Genomic DNA, 13,171 nt, shown 5'->3' with positions numbered 1-13,171 from the left:
TCTATTTTTAAAAAATAAATTAAAAAAAGTAAAGTTTTGATTTAATAATGTAAAGTTTTATTTACATTTGATGAAAAAACTATGAACACACAAATTCTCCCTAATTGGTCTAAAAAACTAGGTATTATATTATATATAATAGGAGCAATTCCATCAGCATACACAGGATTTGTTGCTGGATTTTATAATGAACCTTTTGTAATAACAAATGATTTTTGGCATTATGATATTATACTTTACTCAGGGTTATTAATTTATTTTTTATCAAAAGAGAAAATTGAAGATGATTATATTAATAAACTACGACTAGAAAGCTATCAATTAACACTCATAATCAGTATTATTATATCATTTATTACTTTTATTATTTTTAAAAATATAAAAGTAGATAACTCATTATTTCTAGATGTTTTTTTACTTATTTTCTTAATAATATTTTGGTTTAAAAAAAGACAATTTTAACATGAAAAACCTAGTTAAGGTAGAAAGAGCAAGGCACAGTTTAACACAAGGTGCATTGGCAGAAAAATTAGGTGTTTCAAGACAAACTATTCATGCTATTGAAGCCAAAAAATTCAATCCATCAGTAACATTGGCTATTAAAATGGCACGTTTATTTAATGTTACCGTAGAATATTTATTTGATATTGATGAATAAAAAAATTAATTATGATACAAATTATACTCATCCTTATCATTTATGTTATAGATAAACTACTAATTATCTTAAGTTAAAAAACTTAGATAAAATACCCTTATAATTCCGTAATTTTGTGAATCTAAAATTCTAGAAATGTACAGAACGCATACTTGTGGCGAATTAACAGCCTCGCATATTAATACTGAAGTAACCCTTTCTGGTTGGGTACAAAAATCACGTGATAAAGGTTTTATGATTTGGGTCGATTTACGAGATCGTTACGGAATTACGCAATTAATTTTTGATGAAGAGCGTACTTCTAAAGATTTAATCGAACAAGCAAAAACCTTAGGACGTGAATTTGTAATTCAAGTTACAGGTACTGTTATTGAAAGAGAATCTAAAAATAAAAACATCGCTACTGGTGAAGTTGAAGTATTGGTTACTAAATTAGAAATTTTAAACCAAGCAAAAACTCCGCCTTTTACTATCGAAGATAAAACTGATGGTGGTGAAGATATCAGAATGAAATATCGTTATTTAGATATTCGTCGTAATCCTGTAAAAGATAGTTTGATTTTCAGATCAAAAGTATCTATGGAAGTGCGTAAATATTTATCTGACCAAGAATTTATAGAAGTTGAAACGCCTTATTTAATCAAGTCAACTCCTGAAGGAGCACGTGATTTCTTAGTGCCTTCTCGAATGAATGCAGGGCAATTTTATGCCTTACCACAATCGCCTCAAACCTTCAAACAACTATTAATGGTTGGTGGAATGGATAAATACTTTCAAATTGTAAAGTGTTTTAGAGATGAAGATTTACGTGCCGACCGTCAGCCAGAATTTACACAAATTGACTGTGAAATGGCTTTTGTTGAGCAAGAAGATATTTTAAATATTTTTGAAGGATTAACCCGTCATTTATTAAAGGAAATTAACAATGTTGAAGTTGATAAATTCCCTAGAATGTTATATGATGACGCAATGCGTTTATACGGAAATGATAAACCAGATATCCGTTTTGGAATGGAATTTGGCGAATTAAACGAAGTAACACAACATAAAGATTTTGGCGTTTTTAATAGTGCTGAATTAGTGGTTGGTTTCGCTGTTCCTGGAGGAAATAAATTCACAAGAAAAGAAATAGACAATATTATTAAATGGGTAAAACGTCCTCAAGTTGGCGCTTTAGGAATGATTTATGCTCGTGTAAACGAAGATGGAACATTCAAATCTTCTGTAGATAAATTCTACGATCAAGAAGATTTAGCTAAATGGGCAGAAATTACAGGCGCAAAAACTGGTGATTTAGTATGTGTTTTATCTGGAGACACCAATAAAGTAAGAGCTCAATTATCGGCTTTAAGAATGGAATTAGCAGAACGCTTAGGTTTAAGAGACCCGAAAGTATTTGCTCCGTTATGGGTTATTGATTTCCCTTTATTAGAATTAGACGAGGAAACAGGGCATTATCACGCAATGCACCACCCGTTTACATCGCCAAAACCAGGGCAATTAGAATTGTTAGATACAGATCCTGGAGCAGTTAAAGCAAACGCTTATGATTTAGTGTTAAACGGAAATGAAATCGGTGGAGGTTCTATCAGAATTCATGACAAAGAAACACAAGCAATCATGTTTAAACATTTAGGATTTACCGAAGAAGAAGCAAAAGAGCAATTCGGTTTCTTAATGGATGCTTTTGAATATGGCGCACCACCACACGGAGGTTTAGCTTTCGGATTAGATAGATTAGTTGCTATTTTAGGCGGACAAGAAACAATTCGTGATTTTATCGCTTTCCCTAAAAATAATTCAGGGCGTGATGTAATGATTGATGCTCCTGCTGCTTTAAATGATACACAATTATCAGAATTAAGCATTAAATTAGATTTGAAAGAGTAAAACTAAATATTCTTTTTTTTAATATATTATAAAATCCCGTGCTTTTAGTACGGGATTTTTTGTTTGATTTAGGCTTATAACTTAATCGAAATTAACATTTTAAAATCAATAAAATTTATTTAGATTAATTATATTCGTATTCAAAATGAAATAAAAAAATATGGAAAAAATTGAAAATGTATTAGAGAAACAAAACAAATTCTGGGTATTTATTATTGGTATCGTTTTAATTATTGGAGGAATATATTTCTTTTTTGATATGAAAACAACAGAAGAAGCTGGGTTACCCGTAAGAATGAAAAAAGTATTTCAAATAGTCTATGATTTTGGTGGAAAATATGCAATTCTTGCAATTTTTGAGGGCTTAGGGCTTTTTGCATTAATTTCAGGAATACAACAATTAAGAAATAAACTATAATAATATGAATCAAAATACATACTACATAATAGGCGCAATTGCAATCGTTTTTACAATATATATAATTTTTGTAATCACTTATGCGAGTAAAAGAAAGAAAAAACAATTAGAAAAATTTAATAATCTTAAACCTTTAAACAAAAGCGAAAAAAATGCCTTAGTCTTTGGAGCAATACTTTCTTACCACAGAGGTGAAGATATATTAGAAATTAAACCTAAAGATTCAATTGATACCTATAAAAATGGATTAAGAGATTCTTGGGAAATATCAAATAAAGAAGAAGCTATTGAAACAATTAGTGCTTTAATTTCACTTGAAAGAAGTCAGGAATTTGATAAATATTTATTAAGTTCTTCGGATGATTTAACCAAAATAGAAAAGAAAATAGCAAAAGGCTTAAAGCTAGAACTAGAAGAAATACATAAAGTAAAATCAACTTTTGCTTGGGATACTTGTAGAGCGATATCATTAACAAAATGGTGTTTTTGGTGTGATTATTTAACAGAAGAAGAATGTTGGAACTTTATTAATCAAGCAGTTAATACAGCACAAAATTTAGGTTCAAATTGGAAAGATTATACAATTTCATTTTTATTAGGAAGAACAATGCAAGGTTTTGATTTAGACGATGTAATTATAGAATCTGAACAACTTTTAAGTGGTAAAAATTTACTTGGAGAAAAAGAATTTTTAACTGTTTACTCAAAATTTTCATACAAATAATAACACTTTACGATATATCAGAAGCAAACATTAAAAATCTCGTGCTAATTTTAGTACGAGATTTTTTGTTACTTTTATCTTATAAAAACCTACAAAATTAATGAACGACAAATTACACAATCAAATTATAGATAATTACGATACCTTAAAATATGCCTTATTAAAAGCACAAACTTTTGATGAATCTCATTTTGGTTTTCCTGAAATTTATTATAAAATAATGGAAACTGATACACAAAGAGTCAACGCATTTAAAAAAGCTTTTGAGCTAAATAACAATTTTAAAGATGCCGTTGTTTGTGAAATTGGCGTTGGTACTTTACCGCTAACAAAATTATATATGCCGTATGTTAAAAAGGCGTATTTAATTGAAAATAATCCCGATTTAATTCCTTTTATCAACAAAGAAATTGAAAAATACGATTGGAAAGATAAAGTAGAAGTTATTTATGCCGATGCACTTACCGTCAATTTACCCGAAAAAGTAGATCATGTTATTGGTGAATTAATGAGTATTTATTGTGCTAATGAATTTCAAGTGCAAATTTTTCAGCATATGCGTCAGTTTTTAAAACCTGATGGTAAATTATTCCCGAATAGAATTGTGAATTTTGCAAGATTATGCGAGGCTGAAATAGATGAAAATGTACACCATTATCCTGTAATGTTTACAAGACATCAGCCGATGTTTTTATCGCAACAATTTTTAGCCAATGAAATCGAATTGTTAAAAGAGAAAAAAGAAGGTGTAAATTTAAGTTTTTCAGTTCCTGCTTTATTTTCGGGAACTATTAATGCTTTGTATTTAGAATCGTATGTAGAAGTTACAGAAGGTGCTAATTTTACAGGAACAGACAGTTTAATGCCTCCTACCGTTTTAAAAACCACCAATACTTTAGATGTTAAAGCAGGCGATTTAATACATATTGATTTTAGTTTTAAATATGGCGATTCTCTTGATAAAATTAGCTGTATGCTTTCTTAATTTTTCAGTAAATAATATTTATTAAGATACTATTTCAATATCAAAACCAATAATATCTCTAATGCCTTTTTCAGCTAAATTTATCGGCTGAATAGGCGTTACATAATGCCATAAATCAGTTCCAAATTCTTTTTCTTCGCCAGTATCTGCTTGAAAAGCAAATTCTCCCGCTTCTAAAATCGTATTAAAAACAAGTTCTTTTTTTTCTGAAACAGCTTCAAAAATTTGAGTTTCTCCTCCTAAAATATTTGTTCTGTTGATAACCAAAGCAGAAACAATATATTTTGCACCATCTTCATGAACACCTTCTGGAGAGTTTTCTCCTTTTATCTGAATATCAGAAATTGTGCGCATAAAATGACTCGTAACTTTTATCTTTTGAGTAGTTGGATGAATTTCACTTATCAAAAGAAACACTTCTTTTAAAAGATTTTTAAACAATTCATTTTCTACAGATGCTTTAGAAGCTTGTTTAAAAACACGTTTCCAAACTCTAAAATCAGATACATCTTGTTTAAATGATTTTGCTTCAATTCGTTTTACAAGTAAATTATTTCTTTGTTTTTCTGCGGATTTTTCTGCAGATTTCTCGACTGTAAAAGAAGAAATATTTCGTTGTCTTGTAATTTTAGAAAGGATTAAAAATTCTTTCTTTTGATTTTCTGATAATGTATCAATCCAAGGATTTAAAACACTTTTTGATAAATTTCCTTCAAAATAATCTTGATGTATTTTTTCTAAAGAAACTATATCCTCTATAAAAACCGACTTTAAAAATGCAATTTGATTATTTTTAACCAAATACACATCATCCATTAAATCAGTATCAAAAAAAGGTTTAAAAGATGCTATAAAATCGGCTTTATTAATGGCTAAATCAGTTAACGAACCAATACGAATTGGCGCTTTTATAGTTCGTTTTAATTGTTCAGATATCTCTTTTTCGGTAATCATTTTATAGTACTTCTTCGGCTTCTTGAAACATCAAATATTTTTCCACTGTTTTATTTACTGGCGGTATATCTTGTTCAACAATGGTGATTAATAATTCTTTTGTTATAGGAGCAATTGCAATAATTCTGTTTGCTTGATATTCAATTATTTTTTCAAAAAAATTTCTTGCTACACGAGCATTTCCAAAGTTTTTATCCTTTTTTTCGTAGAGTTTTTCAAAGATAAATAAGAGTTTTTCTTTAGCATCAGCAGCTAAAACAAAATCATTTTTTTTACAAAAAAGCTCAAAAATAGCGACCAATTCTGTTGGTTTATAATGGTCGAAAGTAAAATACCTATTAAAACGAGATTGCAACCCAGGATTTGAATTGATAAAACCTTTCATTTCATCAGGATATCCAGCCACAATAACCACCAATTCTTTTCTGTGGTCTTCCATTTTTTTCAGCAATACTTCAATTGCTTCGTTTCCAAAATCTTTTTTAGCATCTTTTGCCAACGCATATGCTTCATCAATAAATAAAACACCATTTAACGAAGCGGTTACAATTTCTTCAACTTTTAAAGCTGTTTGCCCAACATAACCCGCAACCATTCCACTACGGTCAGTTTCTATTAAATGTCCTTTTTCTAAGTACCCTAAATGTTTATATATTTTAGAAATTAAACGTGCTACCGTGGTCTTTCCTGTTCCTGGAGGTCCCATAAAAACAGAATGCAACGAATTATTTACACTTTTTAATCCTTCGGATTCTCGTAATTTCTGAACCTTTAAAAAATTCGATAATTCAGCAATTGCGCCTTTAATATTGTCCAAACCTACCAATTGATTCAATTCCTCTAAAACTTCTTCTAAAGTTTCATTTTCATCAATCTCAACCTCTTTTACACCTTGTAATTTTTCCTTCGGATGCTGTAATTTATCGTTTATCTTTTTAAGAATTTCTTGTTCTTCTTCGGATACTGTTCCATCTGCTTTTACAATTAAAGAAGCTATTCGATATAAAAAAGCAGCTGAATTTGAAAAATGTGGATTCTTTAATCGCTTTAAAATTAGCGGTAATAAAAACTCATTTTTATAAGTATCTCCTAAATCAAAAAGAGTCGCTTTTTTTATAATTTCGATATTTTTATCAAAACTATCTGAAGTAACAAATTCATTTATTCGGGCGATACTCAAACTACTGATAATATCCTTTCCTTGTAATTTTTCAAACAAAAAAGCCAATAAAAACTTAATTCTTAGCGTTGCTATTTTATTTTCTTCACTTGTTAAATTACAAACCTTATTAAAAACTTTAATAATATCTTGTAATATAATGTGTTCGGCGGTAAATTTTACGGCATCATCGGTTTTAGTTACAATATCATTAATTACTGATGAAAACCGTTTATTATTATTTAAATCGTCTGCTAAATTTTGAATTTTATCACCTTCATTTTTTAAAATTTCTAAAAAAGAAGCATCAATATCAAAATTAGTAGCACTACTTTCTTTTTGATTCACAAAGCGTTTAAATTTATCAGTAAAAGAAACTAAATTTTTCTTTTCTTCATTTACTGATAAACCTAAATCACTCACCAAATTTCTTATTAATGATAAATGCTCTTCATCAAAAGAAAGAAAATCGTCATTTTTTAAAGCCGTAATTTCTAATAAATACGTGTTGCTTTTTGTGTGAATATGTTTTGAAGTAATTACAAAATCGAAATCATTGCTATCTTTCTTTGACGAATAAAGCAATAATAAATCTTCATCTTTAATTTTTAGTTTTGAAAAATCCGCAGAAATAGCAATTATTTTTAAAGGATTTACCAATTTTCCTTTAAAAAAATAAGGCGTATTTTCTAAAGATAATTTCTTAAAAAATAGGTCGATTATTTTATACGATTTTGTACTATTCATAGACTATTTATTATTAATTTTCTGAATCTATTGCCATCATTGCATCTTCTACTTGATGTACTAATTCATCAAAATGAGATAATCTTTTAGTATCTCTATTTCGTTGAAAAGGCAAATCGACATTAATATGTTTTACAAAATTTGACGGTGCGTGTTTCATGATATAAATATCATCAGCTAAATACACCGCTTCTTGAATATCATGGGTTACAAATAAAATAGTTGGGCTAAATTTTTCCCAAATATTGATTAATAAATCTTGCATTTGTAACCTCGTTTTAACATCTAAAGCTCCGAAAGGCTCATCCATCAATAAAATTTCTGGATTCGACATTAAACTTCTTGCAATCGCTATTCGCTGTAACTGTCCTCCTGATAAATTTGGATATTGTGCATACTTTTTTTCGTGTCCGTCTAAACCGACTAATTGAATCATTTCCATAGCACGCTCATCACGTTCTTTTTTAGAAATTCCTTCAAATTTTAATGCTAAACCAACGTTATCTAAAACGGTCATCCAAGGTAAAGAAGAGTATTGCTGAAAAACCATACTCACCCTATTTTGTTTGCTAACAGGTTGCCCTTTTACCAAAACACTTCCTGAAGTTGGTTGTTGCAAACCTGCAATATATCTTAATAAAGTAGATTTCCCACAGCCCGACATTCCTAAAATAACGGCAAATTGCCCTTGCATTGGTTTATCTTCAATTAGTAAATCTAAATTTTGAATAATTTTAGTTTGTCCGTTATTATACGATTGCTCAATATTACGCAATTCGATAATATTAGAAGCTTGTCCGTTATCTGTAAATAGTAAGCTCATAGTTAACGTTTGTTTTTATTAATGTGTTTATAAGGAAACAATAGTTTATCTATAATTACAAATAATCGGTCTTGTATTACGCCAATAATAACGATGATAATTAATATTGCAAACGCCTTATCTATTCTACTTTGTCTTTTTGCAGTCCAAATTAACTCACCAATTCCACCACCTTTATTTAGCATTTCTACAATAGTAATATATGTCCAAGAAATTGCAGTTAACACTCTAATATCATCAATTAATTTTGAAAACACATACGGCATATAAACCGATTTTATAGTTTGCCAAGCATTTGCTCCTAAAGTAAACACGGTGTTTAAATATACTTTTTGAACCTCATCAATTCGCTGAACCACAACAGGAATTAAATAAACCACAATACCAAAAGCTAAAAAACTAACTTTCATTTGGCTTCCTAAACCGAGCCACATAATAAAAATTCCTGTTACAGCTGTTAGCGGAATAAAACGATATGAATCAATTATTTTGCTAAACAAACCTCTAAAAAGTGGTACTAATCCTAAGAGAAAACCAACAGGAATTGCAATAATAATTGCTAATAAATATCCTAAAACATTTAATTTAATCGATAAAAAAGTATTTCCAATAACGTCGTCATCTTTATTTAATTCAGGAAAAGCTTTGATTACTTTTATTGGCGAAGGTAAAATAGGATATACTTTATTTTTAACTAAACCGAATTGTGTTAAATCTTGAATACTTTTTGTTTCTAAAAGTGTGTAATTAGCAACTAAAAGCGAATCGCTTTCGTAATATTTTCTATTTTCTTCGGATAAAGAACTAAGTGAAATTTTATCGTTTTGGGTAATGATTGTTTTCGATAAAACTTCAGCAAATACAAACCAAAATAACATCAAAATTACGCTCCCTAAAATAGTTAGCGTAATTTTTTCTTTTGATGTAAGTTCTCCTCGTAACTCAAATAATTTTTTATAATTCATTAGTCTACAACTAATTCAAAATCGGTTCTTCTATTTTTAGCCTGACAGTTTTTATTCTGATTTCTCTCACAACCAGCAATTGGTTTATCAGGTCCATTTCCTAAAATGATAAATCTATTTTTAGGCATATTATGTTCATCAATTAAATAATTAGCAACCGATTGCGCTCTTCGTCTAGAAAGTAAAACATTAGAACCTCTTTGTCCAACATTATCTGTATTTCCTTCAATACGGATGCGTGTATTTGCAAAAGCTTTTGCTATTGGCGTAAATTGTATATCTATTAATTGCTTCGCATTATCACTTAAAATAAACTGACCCGTTCTAAAACTGATACTTACTTTTTTTGATGATAAAGATGCTTTTTTAGCTAATTTATCATTGGCTTTAGAGAATTGTTTTTCTTTTTCAGAAACATGATTTGCTCCTGTTAAGGAAGTAGTTTTTGTAACTAAATCTTTTGTAGAAAGTAATCTCCAACTTTTAGCACCTGAAGTATTGTATCCTAAGTTTTGATACTTTACTTTCATTTTATTGTATAAATTTTCTCCTGTTACACCGTTGTAATTATTATTTAATCCGAAGAAATTTTGATTATCGCCATGTGTAGCTAAACGTACATTATTAATCGCATCATAACAAAAATCTTCTGGTTGCGATAAACCTTCAGCTAAAATTTTAGCGGCTTTCTTTTTATTAGTATCCGAATTATTAAGTTCAGAAGCTCCAATCATCCAACCTTCGTATAATTCTCTTAATTGTTCTTTATTATTTTCGATAAAATCTTTTTTAGCGACAAAAACATCAGCAATAATATGCGTTGCATTTTTAGTGCTTTCTAAAATACTTGCTCCTGCTACTTTTTGAACACAATCTGCATCATCAGGACTCCAAACAACGGCAGCATCTACTGTTCCACTTTTAAAAGCATCGGCAGCATCAATAGCACTTGGTACTTCAATTATTTTAACATCTTTTACACTGATATCTCCAGCTTCTAATAACCAAATTAAAAACGAATGAGAAGGTGTCATTGGTGCTACTGCAATTTTCTTACCTCTTAAATCGCTTACTTTATTAATTCCTCTACGTGCAACAATTGCATCTCCTCCACGACTCCAATCTGCTTGAAAAACAACTTGTGGTTGATATTGCGATAATCCTGCTACTTCAGTAGGAAAGGCATCAATAGTTGCCCACATTAAATCGATATCGCCATTTTTAAACGCATCACGAGAAGCATCAAAATCATCAATTACTTTAAAATTTACTTTAAATCCGTAATCTTTATAAAATCGAGAATTTGTATTTGCTTTAAAACCTTCATTAAAATACTGTCCACCAGCATAACCTCCCCAAGTAACAACTCCGATATTTAATACATCTTGGTATCCTTCTTTGATTTCTGAATTATCAGCACTTGCAGTTACTTCATTTATTTTATTTTTAACCTTCGGATCTCTTAGTTTATTTAATAAGAAATAAACACCTCCAATAATTACTGCAACAATTAATATTTTGGATAATGGAGTTAACTTTTTTCCTGCCATAATTTATTTTTTTTGATATTATTTTTTGATTGTAAAGATTTAAAAATTGAATAAATCTGAGTACTGATTATTATGATTTTTGTTTTTCTTTAATGTTGGTGCATCTAAATCTACACTATGACTGTCGTTTACTAATAAATCTTTTTGATTTCCAAGGATTAAAGAAACTCCTTCTTTTTCCCACTTATCTAATAATTCTAAACCTTCTTCTTCAAAAATTCCATTTTGTAAATCGATAGAATCCATAAAACCGTTTGACATTTCCATAAAACGCTCCATTTCTCCTATTTTCATACTCACATCATCAGCAATTGCTTCTAAAGCTCTATCGAACATTTCTTTTTTATCGTTGTTACCAGAAATGATATTCATTGCCGATTTCATAGCAGAATGACTCGCACGTATTGCTTTACGTTCTTGTTCTTTTACCATTACTTGGTCTTCAATATCTTCTACTAAAATTTCAGAATTTTCATACATTTTTGTTAATACTCTGTATAAAATTTCCATTTTTCGGTACAACTCATCAAGCTTTAAATTAGATTCTCTTAATCTTCCTGCTTTACGAGATTTCAGAATCATAATTCCTTTTTTATCTTTCTCTTTGGCAGCACTTGCAAGCTTTAAATTATTATTGATATTCTTTTTATTTTCATTCATTATTTGCTGTAGCCTTCTCATTTGACCTTTTAAAACAGCAATTTGTTTGTTCATTTTCTTTAAGTTATCTTTTAAATCATCGATATAACTTTTTAAAATTCCTATCGGATCAATTAAAATAAACAAACCTGTAATCCATCGCATAAACGATTTGTACATATAAAAAATCAGGTTACGCATTTTAGGATCTAAAATCATATAAATTAACGCTCCTAAACCTGCTAAAAGTAATCCTAAATGTAAGGTGTTTTCAACAATATTAATAAGATAAGGCAGTGCTTTGTATAAAAAATACATACTTCCACCTGCTAATAGTGCTGTAAAAAACATTCCTGTTTTTCCTTCTGGTTTTTCCCAAAAAGATTTGGGTGCAAAATTTTCCATTATTTTATGTATTGTTTTATTTTTTGAGCATCTTGTTCAAACTGCGTTCTTAAATGTAAGTACGACATTTTAAAATCATTTTGAGTTTTTGTAATTTTATGGCTACTATCAGCTATCAATTTTTTTAACTCTTCAATTTGATTTTGATGCTTTGTAATTTCGTTTGTAAGTTGTTTTATTTTTTCTGATTTTTCATTAACAACCGCTTCAAACTGTGTAATTTCTTTTTCTTTATTCCCTATTTTAGCTACTAATTGCCCTTCAAAAGCTTTTGTAAAAGTGCTATTTTCAGTATCTAATACCCCAATATAATGGTTTATAGTTTCTAATAAACTCTCTAAAGTTGCTCCCATTGTAGAAGCTGCCGCATAGGTTGAACGATATTTTGTAGCCTCATCCATCGGAATCTTTTCTAAAGCTTTTAAGGCTTTTTTAAATTCTAGATAATCAAATCCTTCTAAGTTATTGTTTTCAATTGCTACTAATAATTTTTCTACAATAGCATTATCAACAGTACCACTAGTATTTGTGTTAGAACTTATAGGTGCTGATTCATTTACAACACTTACTTTTTCTACTGATGATTTTGGGGTCTCTTTTGAAACTACCTTTTTCTTGTTCACCTCTTCACTTTCATCTTCAGTAAAAAATAGCGATTTTAAATTTTTTAACATAGTTACTCTAGTTTTAACAAATTTAAAAAAATTAACCAAGTAAAAGTCTTTATCCTAATACATTACTTTACAAATTTATTCCAACCTAATTTTAAAACCACTAATAAGACTAAGAATATAGCTATAAGCTGAGTAAAACTACCAATAAAGAAAACACCTATAATTGCTTTTTGAATAAAATAGGTAATTAAAAAAGTAATAAATAAGATGATAAATAACCCTGATAATTTATCAAAACCAGGGATTTCTTTTAAAGGAAGTGTTTTTTTGATAATTAAAAACAGTAATATCATGGCTATTATTGGTAAGTAATAGGTAACTAATTCCAATTGCATTAAATTTTTACGCAAGAAGAAAAAATTATAAACAACCAAAATAATAGCTAAAAGACCTGGTATCGCTAAAGCATATATTAAAATACTATACACATATAAAATTGGCGATTTAGGGCGAATCATATTTGAAAATAAAAGCCCTAATAATGTAACTAAAAGTAAGGCTACATAGTAGTTTATTATATTGTTTGAATTATTACTAAGTATGTTTATAAGATCGTATACTGTCATGTTTTTCTTCTTTT

14 protein-coding genes are annotated in these 13,171 nt (G+C 29.0%); 6 read left to right on the top strand and 8 right to left on the bottom strand.

Annotation, left to right across the window (positions count from 1 at the left end):
* Positions 1 to 81: 81 nt before the first annotated feature.
* The 6 genes from AB0T67_RS08390 to AB0T67_RS08365 all read left to right on the top strand — a co-directional run bounded on the left by AB0T67_RS08390 (position 82) and on the right by AB0T67_RS08365 (position 4,675).
* Entirely contained in the window at positions 82 to 462 is a 381-nt protein-coding gene (locus tag AB0T67_RS08390; protein ID WP_369219934.1) for a hypothetical protein, read from the top strand.
* Between the two features lies 1 nt (position 463).
* Positions 464 to 658, top strand: coding sequence for a helix-turn-helix transcriptional regulator (locus AB0T67_RS08385; RefSeq protein ID WP_369219933.1), 195 nt, complete (start codon positions 464 to 466; stop codon positions 656 to 658).
* A gap of 135 nt (positions 659 to 793) precedes the next feature.
* Positions 794 to 2,548, top strand: a complete 1,755-nt coding sequence (gene aspS / locus AB0T67_RS08380) for an aspartate--tRNA ligase (RefSeq protein WP_369219932.1) — start codon at positions 794 to 796, stop codon at positions 2,546 to 2,548.
* Positions 2,549 to 2,708: 160 nt separating this feature from the next.
* Positions 2,709 to 2,966, top strand: coding sequence for a hypothetical protein (locus tag AB0T67_RS08375; protein WP_369219931.1), 258 nt, complete (start codon positions 2,709 to 2,711; stop codon positions 2,964 to 2,966).
* A gap of 4 nt (positions 2,967 to 2,970) precedes the next feature.
* Positions 2,971 to 3,690 (top strand): DUF1266 domain-containing protein, encoded by a 720-nt coding sequence (locus AB0T67_RS08370; RefSeq protein WP_369219930.1) that lies wholly within the window; start codon positions 2,971 to 2,973, stop codon positions 3,688 to 3,690.
* A 100-nt stretch (positions 3,691 to 3,790) separates the two neighbouring features.
* On the top strand, positions 3,791 to 4,675 hold the full coding sequence (locus tag AB0T67_RS08365; protein WP_369219929.1) for an rRNA adenine N-6-methyltransferase family protein: 885 nt from the start codon (positions 3,791 to 3,793) through the stop codon (positions 4,673 to 4,675).
* 21 nt (positions 4,676 to 4,696) lie between these two features.
* Here AB0T67_RS08365 and AB0T67_RS08360 read toward each other — a convergent pair whose 3' ends face one another.
* The 8 genes from AB0T67_RS08360 to AB0T67_RS08325 all read right to left on the bottom strand — a co-directional run bounded on the left by AB0T67_RS08360 (position 4,697) and on the right by AB0T67_RS08325 (position 13,157).
* Positions 4,697 to 5,629: a 2OG-Fe dioxygenase family protein gene (locus tag AB0T67_RS08360; RefSeq protein ID WP_369219928.1), complete on the bottom strand. Its 933-nt coding sequence runs from the start codon at positions 5,627 to 5,629 to the stop codon at positions 4,697 to 4,699.
* Position 5,630: 1 nt separating this feature from the next.
* On the bottom strand, positions 5,631 to 7,535 hold the full coding sequence (locus tag AB0T67_RS08355; protein WP_369219927.1) for an AAA family ATPase: 1,905 nt from the start codon (positions 7,533 to 7,535) through the stop codon (positions 5,631 to 5,633).
* Positions 7,536 to 7,548: 13 nt separating this feature from the next.
* Positions 7,549 to 8,358 (bottom strand): ABC transporter ATP-binding protein, encoded by an 810-nt coding sequence (locus tag AB0T67_RS08350; protein WP_369219926.1) that lies wholly within the window; start codon positions 8,356 to 8,358, stop codon positions 7,549 to 7,551.
* Positions 8,359 to 8,360: 2 nt separating this feature from the next.
* On the bottom strand, positions 8,361 to 9,323 hold the full coding sequence (locus tag AB0T67_RS08345) for an ABC transporter permease (RefSeq protein ID WP_369219925.1): 963 nt from the start codon (positions 9,321 to 9,323) through the stop codon (positions 8,361 to 8,363).
* Entirely contained in the window at positions 9,323 to 10,873 is a 1,551-nt protein-coding gene (locus AB0T67_RS08340) for a phosphate ABC transporter substrate-binding/OmpA family protein (protein WP_369219924.1), read from the bottom strand. The genes AB0T67_RS08345 and AB0T67_RS08340 overlap by 1 nt, the downstream gene beginning before the upstream one ends.
* A 39-nt stretch (positions 10,874 to 10,912) precedes the next feature.
* Positions 10,913 to 11,917, bottom strand: a complete 1,005-nt coding sequence (locus tag AB0T67_RS08335; protein ID WP_369219923.1) for a PspA/IM30 family protein — start codon at positions 11,915 to 11,917, stop codon at positions 10,913 to 10,915.
* Complete coding sequence (locus AB0T67_RS08330) at positions 11,917 to 12,591, bottom strand: hypothetical protein (protein ID WP_145993584.1); 675 nt, start codon at positions 12,589 to 12,591, stop codon at positions 11,917 to 11,919. The genes AB0T67_RS08335 and AB0T67_RS08330 overlap by 1 nt, the downstream gene beginning before the upstream one ends.
* 62 nt (positions 12,592 to 12,653) lie before the next feature.
* Positions 12,654 to 13,157, bottom strand: a complete 504-nt coding sequence (locus tag AB0T67_RS08325; RefSeq protein WP_369219922.1) for a hypothetical protein — start codon at positions 13,155 to 13,157, stop codon at positions 12,654 to 12,656.
* Positions 13,158 to 13,171 lie beyond the last annotated feature (14 nt).

The organism is Tenacibaculum salmonis (assembly GCF_041053065.1).
Taxonomy (GTDB): domain Bacteria; phylum Bacteroidota; class Bacteroidia; order Flavobacteriales; family Flavobacteriaceae; genus Polaribacter; species Polaribacter pacificus_A.
This window is presented reverse-complemented; position numbering and strand designations above follow the sequence as displayed.